The following is a 20,674-nucleotide window of genomic DNA, read 5'->3' as shown; positions in this document are numbered from 1 at the left end:
CGGGCGGCGCTCAACGCGGCACGCTCCTTTCGGCGTTCGCCTTTCACCGGGTCCGCTTGAGTCTCCCCCGGGGGGGAGCGTCGAGGATGAGGGCGTGGACGGCGACGGCGGCATTCTCTGCTCGATCGGTGAACTGGCCCGGCGCACCGGGCTGACGGTCAAGACCGTCCGGTTCTACTCCGATCGCGGCATCGTGACGCCGGCCGAGCGCACGCCCGCCGGCTACCGCCGCTACGGCCCGGACGCCGTCGCCCGGCTGGCGCTGGTGCGGACGCTGCGTGAGCTGGGGCTCGGCCTCGACGTGATACGGCAGGTCGTCGACCGGGAGCTGACGCTCGGCGACGTCGCCGCGCAGCACGCCGCCGCGCTGGACGTACAGATCGGCGTCCTGCGGCTGCGGCGGGCGGTGCTGACGGCCGTGGCCAAGCGCGGACACACCCCCGAGGAGACGGCACGCATGCACCGACTGGCCCGACTCACCGAAGACGAACGTCGGCGGTTGACGGACGACTTCCTCACCGGCGTCTTCACGGATCTCGACGGCGGTGACGTCCACGCCGGGGTCCGACGCTCCCTGACGCCCGAACTTCCCGACGACCCGACCGACGAGCAGGTCGAGGCATGGGCGGAGTTGGCCGAGTTGATGCTCGACCCGGGCTTTCGCGCGAGTCTTCGGCGCGCGGTCGAGGACCAGGCGCGCCACGTGTCCGACGTCATCGGGCTGCAGGACCTGCTCGCCGCCGACGCGTCGGTGGTCGGCGACGGCGGCGGCAAGGCCCCGCAGCTGGCCAGGGCCGTCATGGGCGCGCGGAACGTGGCCCGGCTGTTCGCGTCCGTCTTCCCCCGGATGGCCCGGGTCGACGTGACGTTCGAACAGCACGAGGTGAACGGGCAGCCGGGCGCGATCTTCCGAGACCGGGACGGCAAGGTCCTCCAGGCCCTGACACTCGACGTGCTCGACGGGCGGATCCGGACGATCCGCGTGGTGATCAACCCCGACAAGCTCGCACACATGGGCCCGGTGGGAAACGCCTGGGCCGTAGCCCGAGAAGTGAAACAGGCCTCCCGACCGAGCTGACCTGACCCACGCGGGCCGGGCAGTCGGTCGGGCCTGGCGGTCGGTCGGTGCGTCAGCTGACGGCAACGGCGCCGGTGGCGGCGCCGTCGGCCGTGTCGTCCTCGCCTGCCTCCAGTAGGCCCGCCGCCGCGCCCACGACGCGCGGGTCGGCGGCGCCGACCACCTCCTCGTCCTTGTCGGCGTAGTCGAATCGGGCGAGCACGCTGCGCATGGCCTCGACCCGGGCCCGTTTCTTGTCGTTGCTCTTGACCACCGTCCAGGGCGCGTACGCCGTGTCCGTCTCGCGGAACATGGCGACCTTGGCCGCGGTGTAGTCGTCCCAGCGGTCCAGCGAGGCGAGGTCCATCGGGCTGAGTTTCCACTGCCGCACGGGGTCTATCTGACGGATCGTGAACCGGGTGCGCTGCTCGCCCTGCGACACCGAGAACCAGAACTTGATCAGGTCCACGCCGTCGTCGACGAGCATCCGCTCGAACAGCGGCGCCTGGCGCATGAAGCGCTGGTACTCGTCGTCGCTGCAGAAGCCCATGACCCGCTCGACGCCGGCCCGGTTGTACCAGGACCGGTCGAAGAGGACGATCTCGCCGGCGGTCGGCAGTTGTTCGACGTAGCGCTGGAAGTACCACTGCCCGCGCTCGCGCTCGGTGGGCTTCTCCAGCGCCACGACCCGGGCGCCGCGCGGATTGAGGTGCTCCGTGAACCGCTTGATGGTGCCGCCCTTGCCTGCCGCGTCCCGTCCTTCGAAGACGATGACGAGCCGGCGTCCCGTCTCCTTGATCCAGCTCTGCAGCTTCAGCAGTTCGATCTGCTGGAGCCGCTTGTGCAGGTCGTACTCGTTGCGCTCCATGCGGTGCGGGTACGGGTAGTTCTCCCGCCAGGTGTCGACCAGGCTCCCGTCCGGCCGGACGAGGACAGGGTCGTCGTGATCGCTGTAGTCGACTCTCAGGTCGGCCAGCTCGGACAGCAGGGGCGGCGTCGCCATCTCGTTCTCCTTCCGGTTCAGTGGAACTGCGGCACGATCAGATAGATCCCGTACGCCACCACGGCCGCGCACGCGAGGAAGCACAGGCCCGCCTGGGCCATGCCGAGCGACGACGTGCCGCCGCTCCGCCCGGCGCCGCCGCGCTGCTCGCGCGCGCCCTCCACACGGGCGAGGCCGAGCACGCCGAAGGCGAAGACGACGACCACGGCGACGGTGACGCCGATGCTCACCGCGGTGACCTGGCCGAGTGCGTTCCAGTCCAGATGCATCGAAACTCTCCCTTCCTCAGGCGGCCGTGCCGACGCCGGCCGGCGGCGCGGTGCGGACGTTGACCTCGTGGGTGTCGTTGACGTTGTTCGCGTGCACCGGGTTGCGGCGGGACAGGACGACGATGCCCGCGGCCACGGCGGCGCCCGCCAGCGCGACGACGACCGTGCCGAAGTTGCCGCCGTGCTTGACCACGCTCGCGGAGACGCCGCCGACCAGCGCGGCGGCGGGCAGCGTGATCAGCCAGGCGGCGACCATCCGGCCCGCGACGCCCCAGCGGACCTCCGCGAGGCGCCGCCCCAGGCCGGCGCCGAGGATGCTGCCGGAGGCGACCTGCGTGGTCGACAGGGCGAAGCCGAGGTGGGCGGAGGTGAGGATGACGGTCGTGGAGGCGGTCTCGGCGGCGAAGCCCTGCGGGGACTGGATCTCGGTGAGGCCCTTGCCCATGGTGCGGATGATCCGCCAGCCGCCCAGATAGGTGCCGAGGCCGATGGCGAGACCGGCCGAGGCGATCACCCACACCGGCGGGCCGGCGTCGTGGCCGAGCGCGCCCGCCGAGATCAGGGTCAGGGTGATGACGCCCATGGTCTTCTGCGCGTCGTTCGTGCCGTGCGCGAGCGAGACCAGCGAGGCCGAGGCGATCTGACCGAGCCGGAAGCCCTTGGTGACCGACTGCCTGCGGGCGCGGGCGGTGAGCTTGTACGCGAGGTAGGTGGCGATCAGGGCGGCGACACCCGCCACGAGCGGCGAGGCCACGGCCGGGATCAGCACCTTCTCGACAACCTTGTCGAAGTGCACGCCGTGCGAGCCCGCGCCGACCCACACCGCGCCGATCAGCCCGCCGAAGAGGGCGTGCGACGAGCTGGACGGCAGCCCGACCAGCCAGGTCAGCAGGTTCCAGAGGATCGCCCCGATCAGCCCCGCGAAGATCATCCCCGGGGAGACGAGGGTGTCGTCCACGATGCCGCCGGAGATCGTCTTGGCGACCTCCGTGGACAGGAAGGCGCCGACGATGTTGAGGGCTCCGCTGATCAGCACCGCAGTTTTCGGCTTGAGCGCGCCGGTGGCGATGGAGGTGGCCATCGCGTTCGCCGTGTCGTGAAATCCGTTGGTGAAGTCGAAGGCCAGAGCCGTGACGATGACGACCGCCACGAGGAACGTGATGTGGTCCATTCCCTCATGGGAACAAGCGCTTTCATACGAGAGGCGAACTGAAGGCAAAGCCTGTTCCAGGTCCTCGCACCCGCCAGGTGAGGATCGTGCGATGCTGGCGTGGTGACCCTCGAGGACCTGGTACGACTGCGGCAGGCCCGCGACCGGATGGACCGTGAGTACGCCGAGCCGCTCGACGTCCCCGCCCTCGCGCGCACCGCGCTGATGTCGCCGGGCCACTTCCAGCGGAGCTTCCGCGAGGCCTACGGCGAGACCCCCTACGGCTACCTGATGACCCGCCGGGTCGAGCGCGCCAAGGCCCTGCTGCGCCGCGGCGACCTGACCGTGACGGAGGTCTGCATGGCGGTCGGCTGTACCTCGCTCGGCTCGTTCAGCTCCCGCTTCACCGAGCTGGTGGGCGAGACGCCGAGCTCCTATCGGGCCCGCTCGCACGAGGAGAGCGCGGAGATCCCGCCCTGTGTGGTGCGAGCGTACACACGTCCGAGGCGGACGTGACGACGTAGCGCCCGCATCGACCTTAGGTTGGCCCCATGGACCTGAAACTGCACACCTGTTTCATCGCTGTCGACGACCACGACAGGGCCGTCACCTTCTACTGCGACATCCTGGGCCTGGAGATCCGCAACGATGTCAAGTACGAGGGGATGCGGTGGGTGACCGTCGGGTCGCCGCTGCAACCGGACGTGTCGATCGTCCTGGAGCCGCCCGCCGCGAACCCCGATCTCTCCCCGGCGGACCGGGAGGCGATGGAGCAGCTGCTGGCCAAGGGCGTGCTGCGCGGGGTCAACTTCACCACCGAGGACTGCGACGCCCTCTTCGCCCGTGTCCGGGAATCCGGCGCCGAGGTGATCCAGGAACCGATGGACATGCCGTACGGGGTGCGCGACTGCGCGTTCCGGGACCCGGCGGGGAACATGCTGCGGTTCATGGAGTCGAAGCCCCGATGAGCGCAACGGTGAAGGGGTCGGCGAGCGGGCCGGTCCGGTGGACCTACGCCTTCGTCGACCGGCCCGCCGCGCGCTTCGAGCGGGCCTGCGCGTTCTGGACCGCCGTCACGGACACCACGCTGTCGGAACTCCGGGGTGAGGACGGGGAGTTCGCGACCCTGCTCGCGGAGGGCGCCGACCCCTGCGTCAAGGTCCAGGGGGTGGCCGACGGCGACGGCGGCGCGCATCTCGACTTCGCCGTCGAGGACGTGCCCGGGTTCGTGGAGAAGGCGCTGAAGCTGGGCGCCGAGCCGGCCGCCGCATACGAGGGGTGGGCCGTACTGCGCTCCCCCGCGGGGCAGTTGTTCTGCGCGGTGCCGTGGCACGGGGAGACCGTGCGGCCGCCCGTGGTGGCCGGCAGCCGCCTGGACCAGGTGTGCGTCGACATCCCGCCGTCGGCGTACGAGGCCGAAGTCGCCTTCTGGGCAGGCCTGTTGCCCGACTGGCCGTCCCGGCCCGGCTCCCGGCCCGAGTTCCATGTGGTCCAGCCGCCGCCCGGCCTGCCGATTCGCATCCTGCTCCAGCGGCTCGACGAGGAGCGGCCCGGGGGCGGGGGTTCGGCCTGCGCCCATCTCGACCTGGCCTGCGGCCCGGACGTCGACGCGGTGCGCGTCCGCCACGAACGGCTCGGCGCGGTCCTCGTCGCCCGCCACCCCCACTGGACGGTGCTGCGCGACCCGGCCGGCGGCCTGTACTGCCTGACCGGACGTGACGCGGAGACGGGCGGGCTGCCGCGGGCGAGCGACTAACCGTTCGTCGGCCACGCGCAGACGACGATCAGGCGGTCGGTCGTCGCCTGGCCGTCCGGCGTCTCCTCGCCCCCGCTGTCCCCCTCGCCGTCGCCGTCGCCCTCGTTGTCGGCCTTGTCCTTGGCCTTGGCCTTGTTGCACAGGGCGTCGCCGTCCACGTCCATATGGAGCAGCGGAGCGGCGGACTCCTGGGGTGCGTGTCGGCCGTTCGGCTGTCGGGCCGGGGGTTCGGTGGAGTCCTGCAGCCACAACGTCAGTCCGGCCCCGACGGCCACGGCCGCCACCCACACCCCGACGGCCCATCGCCACCCCCGGCGCCGGCCTCTGCCCGATCCAGCCCCGGCCCCGGCCGCGGTCACATCCCCGTCTCCCCCGTCATGCGTCATGGGGGTCACGGTAGCGGCAGGGCGGGTGCGGCCGGAGGCCGACCGGTCCTGTCACGAGCTCCGGGCGGTGGGCGCTCCGGGCTCCTGGTCTGGCTCGGCGGCGTCGGGCCCGACGGCATCGGCACTGGAGGCGTCGGGCTCGTACGCGTCGGGCCGGGCGCCCGGCTCCACGTACGCCTCGCAGTCCGGGTTGTGGCACGGGCCCGGCACCCAGCGCGGGACCCACGCGCCCAGTGTCTTGTGCCGCCGGACGACGGACTGCACGGGCTGTCCACAGGCGGGGCAGACACGTTGTTCCCTGTCCATGCCCTCAGAGTAGGGCGGCCCGCACCCGAGCGCCCCCCGTCGTACGTCAGCGTTCCCTGCTGTACGTCCGTACGACCGCGCCGTTGCCGAAGGAGCGCACGCCGCCGAAGGTGAAGCGGGCGACGTCGAGCCCGGCGCCGAACATCGGCATGCCGGTGCCGTAGACGAGCGGGTAGGTCTTGATGACCAGTTCGTCGATCTCGTCGCACAGCTCGCCCGCGAGGCGGGAGCCGCCGCACAGGTAGATGTCGAGGTCGCCGTCCTCCGCCTTGAGCGCGCGGACCTTGTCGAGCAGGCCGTCGGCGATGATCTCGACGTCCGGGTCGGGCGACTCGGCGAGGGTGCGGGAGGCGACGTACTGGCGCAGGTGAGCGTAGGGGCTGGTGATGCCGTCCTTCAGAGCCAGGTCGTAGCTGGCCCGGCCCTGGATGATCGTGTCGAACCGCCGGTTGGGCAGGTCGTCGATGCCGAGCGGTCGGCGGCCGTGGGTGGGCAGGGTCTCCGGATACTCCGTCTTGAGGAAGTCGAAGAACTCCTCGTCGACGTAGGAGAGCATCGCCGTGGCGTCGCCGGTCACGTCACCGATGAACCCGTCGACGGAGCAGGCGATGAAGTACGTGAGCTTTCGCAAGCCGGGGCTCTTTCCGTAGGCTGACTTTCGAACAACTGCAGTTGTAGTACTTCAGATGTAGTGGTTGCAAGAGGGTTTCCCTGCGTTTCGGGAAACGGGGCGAAGTGAGAGGGGGGGTTCCGCATGGCCGGTAATCCGGAGCGCCGGGCGGCCCTGGTCGACGCCGGGGTCGAGGTGCTCGCACGGGAGGGGGCGCGGGGACTGACCTTCCGGGCGGTGGACGCGGCGGCCGGAGTGCCGGTGGGCACCGCCTCCAACTACTTCACCGGGCGCGACGACCTGCTGCGGCAGATCGACGCCCGACTGCACGTCCGGCTGGCGCCCGACCCCGAGAAGTTCGGCAGACTGATGGCGGGACCGCGGGACCGCTCCCTGGTCACGGCGTTCATGCACGACCTGATGGCCCGCGCGACCCACGACCGCAGCGGCTATCTCGCCCTCCTGGAAATGCGCCTCGAAGCCACCCGGCGCCCGGCACTGCGTGCCTCCTACACCACCTCGGTGCGCGGCGACCTCCAGCAGGGCATGGACTTCCACCGCGACGCGGGCCTGCCCGGCGGTGACGAGACCGTGGTCGTGCTGTACCTCGCGATGCTGGGGCTGATCCTGGAGCACCTGACCCTGCCGGGCGTCCTCAACGGCATCCTGCCCGGCGTGGGGGTCCCGGAGGGCCTGGTGGAGAGGATCGTGGCGACGGTCGTACCGGACGGGGACGTCAAACCCGCGTAGGCCGAACGACGGCGGGCCCCGCCCCCCATGGGGATGCACGGGACCCGCCGGACAAAGCCCCCTGACAAGCACCCGAAATCAGGAACCACCCGAAATCAGGAACCACCCCAAGTCAGGAACCACGCGAACTCAGGGGCCACGCGAACTCAGGGACCAAGCGGCGCGGGGGACGCCACCCCCACCGCGTCGTCGCCCTAGTTGCTGCGTCGGGTCACGAACTCCGCCAGGGAGAGCAGGCCGCCCGCCGACTCCGGGTTCGGGATCGCCCGGGACAGTTCGTGCATCGCGCGGGACATTCGGTCGGCCGCCTGGTCCTGGGCCCATGCGCGGCCGCCGGCCCGCTCGACGGCCAGCGTCGTGCGGTCCAGGTCGGCCGGCTCGTAGGGCGCCGCGTACAGCTCGGCCAGTTCGCCGGCCGCCGGGGTGCCTGAGGTCAGCGCGGCCACCACCGGCAGGGACTTCTTGCGGGCGGCGAGGTCCGCGCCGGCCGGCTTGCCGGTGTGGCGTGGGTCGCCCCATATCCCGATGACGTCGTCGATGAGCTGGAAGGCCAGCCCGGCCTCCCGGCCGAACGCGTCCAGCGCCTCGACGTCCTCCTCGGCCGCCCCCGCGTACAGCGCGCCCACGGCGCAGGCGCAGCCCAGGAGCGCGCCCGTCTTGGCCTCGGCCATGACGAGGACCTCGTCGAGGGTGATCTCGGCGGGGCCGCGTTTCTCCATGGCCGTGTCCGCCTGCTGGCCGGCGCACAGTTCGACCACGCAGGCCGCGACCCGGGCGACGGCCGCCGAGGACGCGGGGTGCGGGTCCCCGGCGAGCAGCCCCAGCGCGAGGGCCTGCAGCGCGTCCCCGGCGAGGATCGCGTCGGCGTCGCCGAACACCGTCCAGGCGGTGGGGCGGTGCCGACGCGTGGTGTCGCGGTCCATCACGTCGTCGTGCAACAGCGTGAAGTTGTGGACCAGTTCGACCGCCGCGGCCGCCCGGACGGCCGCCGCGCGGGCCGCCGGCCCGCCGAGCGCGGAGGCCGCGGCGAGCACGAGGGCCGGGCGGATCGCCTTGCCCGCGTTGTCCGCGGCCGGGGTGCCGTCCGCGTGCTCCCAGCCGAAGTGATAGAGCGCGACCCGGCGCATCGAGCCGGGCAACGAGTCGATCGCCGCCCGCAGTTCGGGGTCGACGGCGGCCCGCGACCGCTCCAGGAGCGCCGTCGCCTCATGCCCGTCGGCCGGTCCCGGACCGCCGTCGCCCTGACTCCCGATGGACCCGGTGGACCCGGTGGACCTCCGCCTTTCGCGTGCCTCGCCCCGGTACCGCCTGGTGGCGGACGTCACCGCCAGCGGCCGATCTCGACGTTCTCCAGAACGCCCAGCGCGTCCGGCACGAGGACCGCGGCCGAGTAGTAGGCCGTGACCAGGTACTTGATGATGGCCTGTTCGTTGATGCCCATGAACCGCACGGACAGGCTCGGCTCGATCTCGTCCGGGATGCCGGACTGGCGCAGGCCGATGACCCCCTGGTCCTGCTCGCCCAGACGCATCGCGATGATCGAGCTGGTGCGGGCCTCGGTCACCGGGATCTTGTTGCACGGGTAGATCGGCACCCCGCGCCAGGTGGGGATCCGGTTGCCGCCGACGTCGATCGTCTCGGGGACGAGCCCGCGCTTGTTGAGTTCGCGGCCGATCGCGGAGATCGCGCGCGGGTGGGCGAGCAGCATCTTGGTGCCGCGCCGCCTGCTGAGCAGTTCGTCCAGGTCGTCCGGACTGGGCACACCGTCGTGCGGCTGGAGCCGCTGGTCGTACTCGCAGTTGTGGAGCAGCCCGAACTCCCGGTTGTTGACGAGCTCGTGCTCCTGGCGCTCCTTGAGCGCCTCGACCGTCAGCCGCAACTGCTGCTCGGTCTGGTTCATGGGCTGGTTGTACAGGTCGGCCACGCGCGAGTGGATGCGCAGGACGGTCTGGGCGATGCTCAGTTCGTACTCGCGCGGCCGGGCGTCGTAGTCGACGAACGTGTGCGGGATGTCCGGCTCGCCGGCGTGGCCCGCGGCCAGGTCGACGGCCTTCTCGCCGTACTTGTTGGTGCGCTGCTCGGGGATCGCGCGCAGTTGCTGGAGGTGTTCGCGCAGGGTGTCGGCGCGCTCCGCGACCTGCTCGACGTCCTGCCGGGTCAGGATCAGCACGGTGCAGGCGGTGTCGGCGCGGGCCGTGTACTCCCAGATGGCGTCGGCGTCGAGCAGCGCCTGGTCGCCGAAGTACGCTCCGTCCGCGAGGACTCCGAGCACCTGGTCGTCACCGTAGGGGCCGGTGCCGACCTTCTCGACGCGGCCGTGGGCGAGGAGGTAGACCTCGTCGTTCTGGCTGCCGAAGGAGGTGATGAGCTCGCCGGGGGCGAACTCCCGCTGCCGGCAGCGCTGGGCGAGCTCGCCGAGCACCTCCTCGTCCTCATAGGAGCGCAGCGCGGGCAGTTCGCCCAGCTCGGCGGGGATGACCTCGACGCGGTCGCCGGTCTTCACGAACGTGATGCGTCCGTCTCCGACCGCGTACGTCAGGCGCCTGTTGACCCGGTAAGTACCACCCTGTACGTCCACCCAGGGCAGATTCCGCAGCAGCCAGCGGGAGCTGATCTCCTGCATCTGCGGTACGGACTTGGTCGTGGTGGCCAGGTTCCGCGCGGCCGCCGTGCCGAGACTCTGCTGCGGCTTGCCCGACTCCGCGCGGACCTCTTCGCCTACCGACATGAGAAATACCCTCCCGATTCATGCACGGGTGCCGAACTGCGCCGGTGCACTGTTCACGCGAGCAAGCCTTCCTCACGGAGCGTGAAGGTGCTATTACCCGAAAGAGCGGGAATGGATCAACGTGGGCAGGGAAGAGACACGTTTCACCGAACGGTGTTCGACAATGAGCGGGTGACCGACCTGCGCCCCCGCCTGCCCTCGCCGCTCCAGGACGTGGCCGACGACCGGTTCGAGCGGCACGGCGTAGGGCTGCTGCTGAAGCGGGACGACCTTATCCATCCGGAGCTGATCGGCAACAAGTGGCGCAAGCTGGCGCCCAACCTGGAGCGGGCGGCGGGGCGGACGATCGTCACCTTCGGCGGCGCCTACTCCAACCATCTGCGGGCCACGGCCGCCGCCGGACGGCTGCTGGGCCTGCCCACGGTGGGCGTGGTGCGCGGCGACGAGCTGGCCGGCCGGCCGCTGAACCCGTCCCTGGCCCGGTGCGCGGCCGACGGCATGCGGCTGCACTTCGTGGACCGCTCGACGTACCGGCGCAAGACCGAGCCGGAGGTGCTGACGAGCCTGCTGGACGCGGTCGGCGCCGAGGACGCGTACGTCGTCCCGGAGGGCGGCAGCAACGCGGCGGCGGTCCGCGGCTGCCGGGCGCTCGGCGAGGAGCTGCGCGACCACGGCGGTGTCGACGTGGCCGCCCTCGCCTGCGGCACCGGCGGCACGCTCGCGGGCCTGGCCGCCGGTCTCGGCCCCGGTCGGCGGGCCCTGGGCATACCGGTCCTCAAGGGCGGGTTCCTGGGCGAGGAGATACGGGCGCTGCAGCAGGAGGCCTTCGGGGGCCCGCGGGGCGAGTGGCGGCTGGACGAGCGCTTCCACTTCGGCGGCTACGCGCGCGTGCCCCCGGAGCTCGACGCCTTCGCCGAGGACTTCGAGCGGCGACACGGTGTGCCCGTGGAACGTCTCTATGTCGCCAAGTCGCTGTACGCCCTTGTCGCCCTGACCGAGGAGGGGGCCTTCCCGCGCGGGACACGGCTCGCGGCGGTCGTGACGGGCTCGCCGTTCACCGCGTGAGGCCCGGCTCACCCCGCTTCCCGGAACGCCGCCGCCTCCTCCAGGTCCAGTCGGCGCAGCAGCGTCCGCAGCATCTCGTCGTCGATGTGGCGGGCGTCGCGCAGCCGGACGAATATCTCGCGTTCGGCGCTGATCATCTCGCGTGAGAGGCGCCGGTAGGTGTCGTCGACGGTCTCGCCGGTGACCGGGTTGACCTGGCCGAGGCGCTCCCAGACGGCGTTGCGGCGGCGCTCCAGGACGCTGCGCAGCCGGTCGGCGAGGGGCGGGGGCAGGGTGTTGCGCTCGTCGGACAGCAGGGCGTCCAGGCGTTCCTCCGCGACCCGGGAGGCCTGTGCCTGGGCGTTGGCCTCGGCGAGGGTGGCGGCCTGCGGGTCGGGCTGGGGGAACCTCAGCAGGCGGATCAGCGGCGGCAGGGTCAGGCCCTGCAGCACGAGGGTGCCGATGACCGTCGTGAAGGTCAGGAAGAGGATGAGGTTGCGGTGCGGGAAGGGCGTGTCGCCGTGGTTCACGGTGAGCGGGATGGAGAAGGCGATGGCGAGCGAGACCACGCCCCGCATGCCGGCCCAGCCGATGACGATCGGCCCCCGCCAGGTCGGGTTGTCCTCCCGCGCGCGGATGCGCGCCGACACCATCCGGGGCAGGAAGGTCGCCGGATACACCCACAGGAAGCGGGCCGCGACGACCACGAGGAAGAGGACGACGGCGTACCAGGCGGCGTCCAGGCCCTCGTAGGCGCCGAGGCCCTTCAGGACGACCGGGAGCTGCAGGCCGATCAGTGCGAAGACCGCCGACTCCAGGACGAAGGCGACCATCTTCCACACGGCCTCCTCCTGGAGGCGGGTGGCGAAGTCGACCTCCCACGCACGGTGGCCGAGGTAGAGCGCGACGACGACCACGGCGATGACGCCGGAGGCGTGGAACTGCTCGGCGGCCGCGTACGCCACGAACGGGATCAGCAGGGAGAGCGTGTTCTGGAGGAGGGGCTCCTTGAGGTGGGTGCGCAGCCAGTGCAGCGGGGCCATCAGGACCAGGCCGACGACGGTGCCGCCGACCGCCGCCACCAGGAACTCCTCGATGCCGCCGCCCCAGGACGCGCCCTCGCCGACCACGACCGCGAGGGCCACCTTGTAGGCGGTGATCGCGGTGGCGTCGTTCAGCAGGGACTCGCCCTGGAGGATGGTGGTGATCCGGGACGGCAGGCCGACCCGGCGGGCCACGGCGGTGGCCGCGACCGCGTCCGGCGGCGCGACCACCGCGCCCAGCACCAGCGCCGCCGTCAGCGGCAGCCCGGGCACGAGCAGGTAGGCGGCCCAGCCGACGGCGAAGGTCGCGAAGAGCACGTATCCGACCGACAGCAGGGCCACCGGCCGCAACTGCGCACGCAGATCGAGGTAGGAGCTCTCGGTGGCCGACGTGTACAGCAGCGGCGGCAGCAGGAGCGGCAGGACGACGTCCGGGTCGAGGGTGTAGTCCGGGACGCCGGGCACGTAGGACACCACCAGGCCGACCGCGACCAGCAGCAGCGGCGCAGGCACCGGGGTGCGCCTGGCCGCCGCCGCGATCCCCGCACTGCCGGCCACCAGCAACAGCAGTGGCATCACGTCCATGTCTCGCCCGCTCTCGTTTTTCCGCGCGATCGTCCGCACAGCCGTCGTAATCTGGCCATCATGAAACAGTGCACGCACGCCGACGCGCTGCCCGACCCCGAACCCGTCCCGCTCGGCGAGACGTGTCCCGAGTGCCTGCGGGACGGCACCCACCCGGTTCAGCTGCGGCTGTGCCTGACGTGCGGCCATGTCGGCTGCTGCGACTCCTCGCCGAGCCGGCACGCCACCGAGCACCACAAGGAGTCCGGCCATCCGATCATGCGGACCTTCGAACCCGGCGAGAGCTGGCGGTGGTGCTTCGTCGATCACGTCCTGGTGTGAACTTCTCGGACGGCTCGGCCGTTGAACTCATGAGACGCCCCGGCCGTCCGGCGGGTACGGTTCGACCGTCTGACGTCTGGGTACGTCAACCCGGCGCGCCCTCTTCCCATTTGGGCCCGCAGACCCCTAGACACGGAGCGTATTCACAGCTTTACTGTGAGTGACGCCAGGGGGTTGGGGTCCCGGGGGCAGGAAACTTGAGAGCGCGATAGCGTCACCGCTGCACCACACACGCGTTACCCCGGGGGGCGACCCTCGGCCCCGAAAAGCTTGTACCACCTTGGAGGTGAGGGTGTCCCAGATCGCAGGCGAGCCCGCGACCCAGGACTTCGTGGAAGTCCGGCTGCCGGCTGCGGGTGCCTACCTGTCGGTGCTGCGGACGGCCACGGCCGGCCTCGCGGCCCGTTTGGACTTCACCCTGGACGAGATCGAGGACCTGCGCATCGCGGTGGACGAGGCCTGCGCGATCCTGCTCCAGCAGGCCGTGCCCGGCTCGGTGCTGAGTTGCGTGTTCCGACTCGTCGACGACTCGCTCGAAGTCACCGTCTCGGCGCCGACCACGGACGGCCACGCGCCCTCGCGTGACACCTTCGCCTGGACCGTCCTGTCCGCCCTCGCGGGCAAGGTGTCCTCGGCCGTCGACGAGGACAAGACCGTGTCGATCAGCCTCTACAAACAGCGCGGCGCGGGACCCGGGCCGGCGTGAGGAACGGGGACGGGCCGGTGCGGGACGAAGAGCGCGGCACACGGGAGCTGCCGGCCGAGAGCGCCGAGATTCCAGTCTCTCCGGACGGTTCCCGACGCATGGCGGACGGCATCGACGGCATCCCCGAGCAGGCCCGGCCGCATCCGGAGGACCACTCGGCCTCCGCGCAGGCGGGTCTGCCGGAGGGCGCCGTGCAGGGCTCGCCCCGGGAGAGGCGGACCGGGGGCTCGCCCCCAGGCCGAGCAGAGGCGAGGGCTCGACAGAGGGCGACGGGCGGGACAATGAGCGAGCACGAGCGAGACGGCGAACAGAGCGTGTCCGGCACGCAGCACGAACCAGCGGCACCCCCACCCCCGATGCCGGCGCCGACGCCGGGGGACCGCAGCGGGGCGCGGGCGATGTTCATCGAGCTGCGCAAGCTGCAGGACGGCAGCCCCGAGTACGCGGAGATGCGCAACCAGCTGGTCCGCATGCATCTGCCGCTCGTCGAGCATCTGGCGCGGCGCTTCCGCAACCGCGGCGAGCCGCTGGACGACCTCACCCAGGTCGCCACCATCGGTCTGATCAAGTCGGTGGACCGCTTCGACCCGGAGCGCGGCGTGGAGTTCTCCACGTACGCGACCCCGACGGTCGTCGGCGAGATCAAGCGGCACTTCCGCGACAAGGGCTGGGCGGTGCGGGTGCCGCGCAGGCTGCAGGAGCTGCGGCTGGCGCTGACGACGGCGACGGCCGAGCTGTCGCAGCAGCACGGCCGCTCCCCCACGGTCCACGAACTCGCCGAGAAGCTGGCGATCTCGGAGGAGGAGGTCCTGGAGGGCCTGGAGTCCGCGAACGCGTACTCCACCCTGTCCCTGGACGTCCCGGACACCGACGACGAGTCCCCGGCGGTCGCGGACACCCTCGGCGCGGAGGACGAGGCGCTGGAGGGCGTCGAGTACCGGGAGTCGCTCAAGCCGCTCCTGGAGGACCTCCCGCCGCGCGAGAAGCGGATCCTGCTGCTGCGGTTCTTCGGCAACATGACCCAGTCGCAGATCGCGCAGGAGGTCGGCATCTCGCAGATGCACGTCTCCCGGCTGCTGGCGCGCACGCTGGCCCAGCTGCGGGAGAAGCTCCTCGTGGAGGAGTAGGGCATGAAGGAGTCGTGACGTCGAGGAGCAGTCGGCCGGCTACTCCGAGGTGCGGCCGGGCCCCCGGATCCCGAGGGCCCGCGTCGTCTCACCGTTGACGAGCAGCACGAGCGACGCGACGGCGACAGCCGCGAGCGCGATGCCCGCCGGAATCGCCATGCTGTCGGCCTGCAGCAGGTTGTAGGCCACCGGCAGCGCCATGATCTGCGTGATGACGGCCGGCCCCCGGCTCCAGCTGCGCAGGCCCAGCAGCCCACGGGCGGCGAGCAGCGGCAGCAGTGCGAGCACGATCAGCGTGACCCCGCCGGTGACGGCGGACTGACGGTCGTCCGGGTCGCCGGTGATCCCCAGGACGAGCATCCACACCCCGCCGACGACCAGCGCCAGCCCCTCCAGGGCGGCGAGCGCGGCGGCGTACGTCAGCCGGCGCGGGCGGGGTTCTGCGGTTTCCGGGGCGACGGAGGTCTGCTCACTGCTCACCCCTGAAGGGTAGCCCGCGCCGTCCGCCGCGAATCGGGCCGCCCACGCGCGCGTGCGGCGCTCGTGTCGAGGCTCACTTCGTGATCTCTTACCTGATCCCCACCTCGGCCTGTGGTCGGTTCGACCCAGTAGGTACGCTGCAACTCATGCGTGCACTTCTCGTGGTCAATCCGGCGGCAACCACCACCAGTGCACGGACGCGTGATGTCCTCATCCACGCGCTCGCCAGCGAGATGAAGCTCGAGGCGGTCACCACCGAGTACCGCGGGCACGCGCGTGACCTGGGCCGGCAGGCCGCGGACAGCGGAAATGTCGACCTGGTGGTGGCCCTCGGCGGCGACGGCACGGTCAACGAGGTCGTCAACGGCCTGCTGCACGCCGGCCCCGATCCGGACAACCTGCCGAGCCTCGCGGTGGTCCCCGGCGGCTCCACCAATGTCTTCGCCCGCGCCCTGGGTCTGCCCAACGATCCCGTGGAGGCGACCGGCGCCGTGCTGGACGCCCTGCGTGAGAACAGCGTGCGCACGGTCGGTCTCGGCCTGGCCGCGGGCACGCCCGGCACGGAGGACGAGGCGGTGCCGTCGCGCTGGTTCACCTTCAACGCCGGGCTCGGTTTCGACGCCGGGGTGGTGGGCCGGGTGGAGCAGCAGCGCGAGCTGGGCAGGAAATCCACCCACGCTCTTTACATCCGCCAGGCGGTGCGCCAGTTGTTGGGTGAGTCACAGCGCCGGCATGGGTCGATCACCCTGGAGCGGCCCGGCGTGGAGCCGGTGACCGATTTGGTGCTGTCCATAGTCTGCAACACGGCTCCGTGGACGTATCTGGGCAATCGCCCGGTGTACGCGTCGCCTAAGGCCTCGTTCGATACTGGGCTCGACGTACTCGGTCTCAGCCGTCTGTCCACTGTCGCGGTTGCCCGATATGGCACTCAGTTGCTCACTTCGTCCCCCGAGAAGGGACCGCACGGCAAGCATGCCGTCTCACTGCACGACCTGGACCAGTTCACCTTGCATTCGAAGGTCCCCCTGCCCCTCCAGATGGACGGTGACCACCTGGGGCTGCGCACCAGCGTGACGTTCACAGGCGTACGCCGTGCACTGCGTGTGATTGTGTGAGCAGAAAGGGCTGAAGTCCTTTCACTCGAACGTTTAGGCCAGGGTCCACCCCATGGAAGTACGGCTGTGACCTAGTCGACACCGAGGAATCAAAAAAAACTTTCCGGTAGGGGTTGTATCCGCCGCTGAGGTTTGCGAGTCTCTACGTGGCGATCGGGACGGCCCGCAACACCAGCCTCCACTGATCACCGGAACCCCTCTTCAATCAACAGGACCCCGTCGGCGAACCTGGCGGGCGGCCCTTCACTTGTTGAGGGATTCGTGAAAGCGTTCACATTCACAAGCAACCTGCACGTAATACCAAGGAGAGGTAGCAGCCATGGACTGGCGTCACAACGCCGTTTGCCGCGAGGAAGACCCCGAGCTCTTCTTCCCCATCGGCAACACCGGTCCTGCGCTGCTGCAGATCGAGGAAGCCAAGGCCGTCTGCCGTCGCTGCCCGGTTATGGAGCAGTGTCTGCAGTGGGCGCTCGAGTCCGGCCAGGACTCCGGCGTCTGGGGTGGTCTCAGCGAGGACGAGCGCCGTGCCATGAAGCGCCGCGCCGCCCGCAACCGGGCCCGTCAGGCAACCGCCTGACAACACCCGCCCCACAAGCCTGAGCTTGGCGGCGCGTACAGCTAGTACGCTTCTCCCGCCCCCGAGCCGCAGCGCGCAGTACCCCCGATGCGCAGCACACGCTGACAACGAGCATTCGAGCCCCGGACCCCTGAACGGTCCGGGGCTTCTTGCTGTGCACCCGCCCCTTGCAGATCTCTTACGTGTGTTACTTCTGTGCCGCCACCGGAATGTCGAGGATCACCTGTGTGCCGTGTTCCGGGGCCGGGACCATGTCGAAGGTGCCGCCCAACTCGCCCTCCACCAGCGTCCGTACGATCTGCAGGCCGAGGTTGCCGGAGGTGTGCGGGTCGAAGCCCTCGGGCAGGCCGACGCCGTCGTCCTGGACCGTGACCAGGAGACGGCCCTCCTTCGTGGTGCCGCCGCGGACCGCGGAGACCTCGACCGTGCCGGTGTCGCCCTCGCGGAAGCCGTGTTCCAGGGCGTTCTGGAGGATCTCGGTGAGGACCATGGACAGTGGGGTGGCGACCTCGGCGTCCAGGATGCCGAAGCGTCCGCTGCGCCGGCCGGTGACCTTGCCCGGCGAGATCTCGGCGACCATCGCCAGCACACGGTCGGCGATCTCGTCGAACTCCACGCGCTCGTCCAGGTTCTGGGAGAGCGTCTCGTGCACGATGGCGATGGAGCCGACCCGGCGCACGGCCTCTTCGAGGGCCTCCCGGCCGCGCTCGGACTCGATGCGACGGGCCTGGAGGCGCAACAGGGCCGCCACCGTCTGGAGGTTGTTCTTCACCCGGTGGTGGATCTCCCGGATGGTCGCGTCCTTGGTGATCAACTCGCGCTCGCGGCGGCGCAGTTCGGTGACGTCCCGGAGCAGCACGAGTGCGCCGATCCGGGTGCCCTTCGGCTTGAGCGGGATCGCCCGGAACTGGATGACCCCGTCGTTGGCCTCGATCTCGAACTCGCGGGGCGCCCAGCCGCTGGCGACCTTGGCGAGCGCCTCGTCCACCGGGCCCCGGGTCGGGGCGAGTTCGGCGGTGGTCAGGCCGAGGTGCTGACCGACCAGGTCGGAGGCGAGGCCCATGCGGTGGTAGGCGGACAGCGCGTTCGGGGAGGCGTACTGGACGATGCCGTCGCCGTCGACGCGGATCAGGCCGTCGCCGACGCGCGGGGCCGCGTCCATGTCCATCAGCTGGTTGGGGAACGGGAAGGAGCCGGCCGCGATCATCTGTGCGAGGTCGGAGGCGCTCTGGAGGTAGGTGAGCTCCAGCCGGCTGGGGGTGCGCACGGTCAGCAGGTTGGTGTTGCGGGCGATGACGCCGAGGACGCGGCCCTCGCGCCGTACGGGGATCGACTCGACCCGGACGGGGACCTCCTCGCGCCACTCCGGGTCGCCCTCGCGCACGATCCGGCCCTCGTCCAGGGCCGCGTCGAGGAGGGGGCGGCGGCCCCGGGGGACGAGGTGGCCGACCATGTCGTCCTGGTAGGAGGTGGGGCCTGTGTTGGGGCGCATCTGGGCGACGGAGACATAGCGCGCGCCGTCGCGGGTGGGGACCCACAGGACCAGGTCGGCGAAGGAGAGGTCGGAGAGCAGCTGCCACTCCGAGACCAGCAGGTGGAGCCACTCGAGGTCGGAGTCGTCGAGTGCGGTGTGCTGGCGTACGAGTTCGTTCATGGAGGGCACGTCTGCGAGCGTACCTTCGGGTACGCGCGGGGCCTAAAACACCCGCGGGCCGCGGCGCCTGGGAGGGACCCTCAGCCCTCCCGGCACCGCAGCCCGGAGCAATATCGGCCGCGGGGTGTGCGGTCCCGTCGACCGAAGGTGAGGATCCGGGGCAGTCAGGGCAGAGAGCACCGGTTCCTCGGTCCGCCTTCCTGTGCGGGGAAGACGGAAGTTCTTGGTGTTTCCGTGGTTCTCCCCGCCATTGTGGACTAGACCACTAGGTGTGTCCATGCGCGGGAGCTTGTTCGTTGTTGTGAGTATTCGAACGCCTTGTCATCCACAACGCAGCCTAGCCTGTGGGGGTTCCGGTGCGGGGCCAGATGGAGAGGGCAATTTCCGCGACCGCCTCCAGTTGCTCCCGGCTCGCTCCGTCGCGCGCCTGGTGCGACATGCCCTGGAAGACCGCGCCCACCGCGCGGGCGAGTGCGCCGGTGTCGGTGCCCTGCGGCAGCTCGCCGGCGGCGACGCCGGCCGCGATGCGGCGCTCGACGGCGGCGAGGGCCGCACCCCGCCGCCGGCGCAGGGCGTCCTCGACCTCGGGGGTGGTGCAGTTGGTGGCCGCGTGGATCACCAGGGAGCCGTACGGGTGGCGGGGGTGGGTGAACTCGACGGCGGCCTCGCGCAGCAGGCGCTCGACGGCGGCGCGGGCGGTCGGCTCCTCGGCCAGGGCGCGCCCCGCGAAGGAACCGTATGTGTCGCCGTAGACGTTGACGACCTCCTCGAACAGCGCGCGCTTGTCGCCGAAGGCCGCGTAGAGGCTGGGGGCGCCGATGCCCATGATCCGGGTGAGGTCGGAGACGGAGGTCGCCTCGTAGCCGTGCCTCCAGAACGCCAGGACCGCCTTCTCCAGCGCGGCCGCGCGGTCGAAGGAGCGGGGGCGGCCGCGGGGCCGGGCTGCGGGCTCGGCCGGGGTCTGCTCACCGCTCACCATGAGTTCATTTTATAATGATCATTAGAGAAACGTCGTCGGCACCCGATTCTGTTAGATTGGCTCCATAGATTGGTCTAAACCACACGGATACGAGAACGGTAGGCCAGCGTGGAAGTTGTCATCGTTCCGGACGCCCGGTCGGGCGGCGAACTCATCGCCGAGGCCATGGCGCAGCTCCTGCGGCGCAAGCCGGACGCGCTGCTCGGCGTGGCCACCGGCTCCACCCCGCTGCCCATCTACCAGGCGCTGGCGGCCAGGGTGCGCTCCGGCGCCGTGGACACCGGGCGGGCGCGGATCGCCCAGCTCGACGAGTACGTCGGGCTGCCCGCCGAGCACCCCGAGTCCTACCGCTCGGTGCTGCGGCGGGAGGTGCTGGAGCCGCTCGGCATCGGCATGGAGGCGTTCCTCGGCCCGGACGGCACCGCCGCGGACGTGCAGGCGGCCTGCGAGGCGTACGACCGCGCGCTGGCCGCGGCCGGCGGCGTGGACCTCCAGTTGCTCGGCATCGGCACCGACGGACACATCGGGTTCAACGAGCCCTGCTCCTCGCTGGCCTCCCGCACCCGGATCAAGACGCTGACCGAGCAGACACGGGTGGACAACGCGAGGTTCTTCGACGGGGACATCGAGCAGGTTCCGCACCACGTCATCACCCAAGGAATCGGGACGATCCTGGAGGCGCGGCATCTGGTGCTGCTGGCCACCGGGGAGGGCAAGGCGGACGCGGTCGCGGCGACGGTGGAGGGGCCGGTGGCCGCGGTGTGCCCGGCCTCGGCGCTCCAACTGCACCCGCATGCGACGGTTGTCGTCGACGAGGGCGCCGCGTCCAAGTTGAAGCTCGCGGACTACTTCCGGCACACGTATGCCAACAAGCCAGCGTGGCAGGGGATTTAAGAAGCGGTCTCGTCTGCCGGGTTCTGTTTCGTTGCGGGCTGCGGGCCGGCGGGGGCCGGTCGCGCCCGCGCGGCGAAGCCGCGTATCGATGGAGCCCCCGGGCCTCTTAAAAATGGAGCCCCGGGCCCCTTAAG

General features: G+C 70.9%; 24 protein-coding genes. 12 read left to right on the top strand and 12 right to left on the bottom strand.

Annotated features, from left to right (window positions below; translation table 11 throughout):
- The first annotated feature begins 94 nt into the window (after nt 1-94).
- A complete protein-coding gene (locus tag ACIBTS_RS30785; protein WP_399323652.1) occupies nt 95-1,078 on the top strand; it encodes a MerR family transcriptional regulator in 984 nt (327 codons plus the stop codon).
- A gap of 52 nt (nt 1,079-1,130) precedes the next feature.
- Here ACIBTS_RS30785 and ppk2 read toward each other — a convergent pair whose 3' ends face one another.
- The 3 genes from ppk2 to ACIBTS_RS30770 are packed head-to-tail and all read right to left on the bottom strand — an operon-like array spanning nt 1,131 to nt 3,500.
- Nucleotides 1,131-2,060 carry a polyphosphate kinase 2 gene (gene ppk2 / locus ACIBTS_RS30780; protein ID WP_399323651.1) on the bottom strand — a complete coding sequence of 310 codons (930 nt, stop codon included), beginning with the start codon at nt 2,058-2,060 and terminating at the stop codon, nt 1,131-1,133.
- 17 nt (nt 2,061-2,077) lie between these two features.
- Complete coding sequence (locus ACIBTS_RS30775; RefSeq protein WP_399323649.1) at nt 2,078-2,329, bottom strand: hypothetical protein; 252 nt, start codon at nt 2,327-2,329, stop codon at nt 2,078-2,080.
- A gap of 16 nt (nt 2,330-2,345) precedes the next feature.
- Nucleotides 2,346-3,500 carry an anion permease gene (locus tag ACIBTS_RS30770; RefSeq protein WP_399323647.1) on the bottom strand — a complete coding sequence of 385 codons (1,155 nt, stop codon included), beginning with the start codon at nt 3,498-3,500 and terminating at the stop codon, nt 2,346-2,348.
- 102 nt (nt 3,501-3,602) lie between these two features.
- On the opposite strand from ACIBTS_RS30770, the gene ACIBTS_RS30765 reads away from it, so the two are divergent.
- From ACIBTS_RS30765 to ACIBTS_RS30755, 3 genes are read left to right on the top strand one after another with little or no spacing between them, the layout of a single operon-like run.
- A complete protein-coding gene (locus ACIBTS_RS30765) occupies nt 3,603-3,995 on the top strand; it encodes a helix-turn-helix transcriptional regulator (RefSeq protein WP_319670132.1) in 393 nt (130 codons plus the stop codon).
- A 35-nt stretch (nt 3,996-4,030) separates the two neighbouring features.
- On the top strand, nt 4,031-4,447 hold the full coding sequence (locus tag ACIBTS_RS30760) for a VOC family protein (protein ID WP_399323645.1): 417 nt from the start codon (nt 4,031-4,033) through the stop codon (nt 4,445-4,447).
- Nucleotides 4,444-5,235: a VOC family protein gene (locus tag ACIBTS_RS30755; RefSeq protein WP_399323644.1), complete on the top strand. Its 792-nt coding sequence runs from the start codon at nt 4,444-4,446 to the stop codon at nt 5,233-5,235. Before ACIBTS_RS30760 ends, ACIBTS_RS30755 begins: the two co-directional genes overlap by 4 nt.
- Here ACIBTS_RS30755 and ACIBTS_RS30750 read toward each other — a convergent pair.
- From ACIBTS_RS30750 to ACIBTS_RS30740, 3 genes are read right to left on the bottom strand one after another with little or no spacing between them, the layout of a single operon-like run.
- Complete coding sequence (locus ACIBTS_RS30750; RefSeq protein WP_399323642.1) at nt 5,232-5,621, bottom strand: hypothetical protein; 390 nt, start codon at nt 5,619-5,621, stop codon at nt 5,232-5,234. The two genes, ACIBTS_RS30755 and ACIBTS_RS30750, sit on opposite strands and share 4 nt — an antisense overlap.
- 51 nt (nt 5,622-5,672) lie before the next feature.
- Nucleotides 5,673-5,927, bottom strand: a complete 255-nt coding sequence (locus ACIBTS_RS30745; protein WP_399323640.1) for a hypothetical protein — start codon at nt 5,925-5,927, stop codon at nt 5,673-5,675.
- A gap of 46 nt (nt 5,928-5,973) precedes the next feature.
- Nucleotides 5,974-6,558, bottom strand: a complete 585-nt coding sequence (locus ACIBTS_RS30740) for a dihydrofolate reductase family protein (protein ID WP_399323638.1) — start codon at nt 6,556-6,558, stop codon at nt 5,974-5,976.
- A 123-nt stretch (nt 6,559-6,681) separates the two neighbouring features.
- Here ACIBTS_RS30740 and ACIBTS_RS30735 point away from each other — a divergent pair, with 123 nt between their 5' ends.
- Nucleotides 6,682-7,287 (top strand): TetR/AcrR family transcriptional regulator, encoded by a 606-nt coding sequence (locus ACIBTS_RS30735; protein WP_399323637.1) that lies wholly within the window; start codon nt 6,682-6,684, stop codon nt 7,285-7,287.
- A gap of 194 nt (nt 7,288-7,481) precedes the next feature.
- Here ACIBTS_RS30735 and ACIBTS_RS30730 read toward each other — a convergent pair whose 3' ends face one another.
- Both ACIBTS_RS30730 and ACIBTS_RS30725 read right to left on the bottom strand, forming a co-directional pair.
- Nucleotides 7,482-8,612 carry a family 2 encapsulin nanocompartment cargo protein polyprenyl transferase gene (locus ACIBTS_RS30730; protein ID WP_399323635.1) on the bottom strand — a complete coding sequence of 377 codons (1,131 nt, stop codon included), beginning with the start codon at nt 8,610-8,612 and terminating at the stop codon, nt 7,482-7,484.
- Entirely contained in the window at nt 8,609-10,015 is a 1,407-nt protein-coding gene (locus tag ACIBTS_RS30725; protein ID WP_399323634.1) for a family 2B encapsulin nanocompartment shell protein, read from the bottom strand. The genes ACIBTS_RS30730 and ACIBTS_RS30725 overlap by 4 nt, the downstream gene beginning before the upstream one ends.
- 171 nt (nt 10,016-10,186) lie before the next feature.
- Here ACIBTS_RS30725 and ACIBTS_RS30720 point away from each other — a divergent pair, with 171 nt between their 5' ends.
- Nucleotides 10,187-11,080 carry a 1-aminocyclopropane-1-carboxylate deaminase/D-cysteine desulfhydrase gene (locus tag ACIBTS_RS30720; RefSeq protein WP_399323633.1) on the top strand — a complete coding sequence of 298 codons (894 nt, stop codon included), beginning with the start codon at nt 10,187-10,189 and terminating at the stop codon, nt 11,078-11,080.
- Nucleotides 11,081-11,088: 8 nt separating this feature from the next.
- On the opposite strand, the gene ACIBTS_RS30715 is transcribed toward ACIBTS_RS30720, so the two are convergent.
- A complete protein-coding gene (locus ACIBTS_RS30715; RefSeq protein WP_399323632.1) occupies nt 11,089-12,687 on the bottom strand; it encodes a Na+/H+ antiporter in 1,599 nt (532 codons plus the stop codon).
- Nucleotides 12,688-12,747: 60 nt separating this feature from the next.
- Here ACIBTS_RS30715 and ACIBTS_RS30710 point away from each other — a divergent pair, with 60 nt between their 5' ends.
- The 3 genes from ACIBTS_RS30710 to ACIBTS_RS30700 all read left to right on the top strand — a co-directional run bounded on the left by ACIBTS_RS30710 (nt 12,748) and on the right by ACIBTS_RS30700 (nt 14,841).
- A complete protein-coding gene (locus ACIBTS_RS30710; protein WP_079659737.1) occupies nt 12,748-13,008 on the top strand; it encodes a UBP-type zinc finger domain-containing protein in 261 nt (86 codons plus the stop codon).
- Between the two features lie 292 nt (nt 13,009-13,300).
- The gene (locus tag ACIBTS_RS30705) at nt 13,301-13,714 is read left to right on the top strand and encodes an anti-sigma regulatory factor (protein WP_004925829.1); all 414 of its coding nucleotides are present in this window, start codon (nt 13,301-13,303) and stop codon (nt 13,712-13,714) included.
- A 17-nt stretch (nt 13,715-13,731) separates the two neighbouring features.
- Nucleotides 13,732-14,841 carry an RNA polymerase sigma factor SigF gene (locus ACIBTS_RS30700; protein ID WP_399323629.1) on the top strand — a complete coding sequence of 370 codons (1,110 nt, stop codon included), beginning with the start codon at nt 13,732-13,734 and terminating at the stop codon, nt 14,839-14,841.
- A 39-nt stretch (nt 14,842-14,880) separates the two neighbouring features.
- Here ACIBTS_RS30700 and ACIBTS_RS30695 read toward each other — a convergent pair whose 3' ends face one another.
- The gene (locus ACIBTS_RS30695; RefSeq protein WP_399323627.1) at nt 14,881-15,321 is read right to left on the bottom strand and encodes a hypothetical protein; all 441 of its coding nucleotides are present in this window, start codon (nt 15,319-15,321) and stop codon (nt 14,881-14,883) included.
- 146 nt (nt 15,322-15,467) lie between these two features.
- Here ACIBTS_RS30695 and ACIBTS_RS30690 point away from each other — a divergent pair, with 146 nt between their 5' ends.
- Nucleotides 15,468-16,436 carry a diacylglycerol/lipid kinase family protein gene (locus tag ACIBTS_RS30690; RefSeq protein WP_399323625.1) on the top strand — a complete coding sequence of 323 codons (969 nt, stop codon included), beginning with the start codon at nt 15,468-15,470 and terminating at the stop codon, nt 16,434-16,436.
- Nucleotides 16,437-16,755: 319 nt separating this feature from the next.
- Nucleotides 16,756-17,013, top strand: coding sequence for a WhiB family transcriptional regulator (locus ACIBTS_RS30685; protein ID WP_006380970.1), 258 nt, complete (start codon nt 16,756-16,758; stop codon nt 17,011-17,013).
- 187 nt (nt 17,014-17,200) lie between these two features.
- Here ACIBTS_RS30685 and ACIBTS_RS30680 read toward each other — a convergent pair whose 3' ends face one another.
- Together ACIBTS_RS30680 and ACIBTS_RS30675 are read right to left on the bottom strand one after the other, a co-directional pair.
- Nucleotides 17,201-18,667, bottom strand: a complete 1,467-nt coding sequence (locus tag ACIBTS_RS30680; protein ID WP_319670169.1) for a PAS domain-containing sensor histidine kinase — start codon at nt 18,665-18,667, stop codon at nt 17,201-17,203.
- Nucleotides 18,668-19,004: 337 nt separating this feature from the next.
- Nucleotides 19,005-19,646: a TetR/AcrR family transcriptional regulator gene (locus ACIBTS_RS30675; protein ID WP_399323623.1), complete on the bottom strand. Its 642-nt coding sequence runs from the start codon at nt 19,644-19,646 to the stop codon at nt 19,005-19,007.
- 108 nt (nt 19,647-19,754) lie between these two features.
- Between ACIBTS_RS30675 and nagB the strand changes: the two genes are divergently transcribed.
- The gene (nagB, locus tag ACIBTS_RS30670; protein ID WP_399323621.1) at nt 19,755-20,540 is read left to right on the top strand and encodes a glucosamine-6-phosphate deaminase; all 786 of its coding nucleotides are present in this window, start codon (nt 19,755-19,757) and stop codon (nt 20,538-20,540) included.
- Nucleotides 20,541-20,674: the final 134 nt, after the last annotated feature.

This window comes from Streptomyces sp. NPDC050121 (assembly GCF_044460385.1).
GTDB classification, from domain to species: Bacteria; Actinomycetota; Actinomycetes; order Streptomycetales; family Streptomycetaceae; genus Streptomyces; species Streptomyces soliscabiei.
The sequence above is the reverse complement of the archived record's forward strand: the minus strand, read 5'-3'. Positions and strand labels throughout refer to the sequence as shown.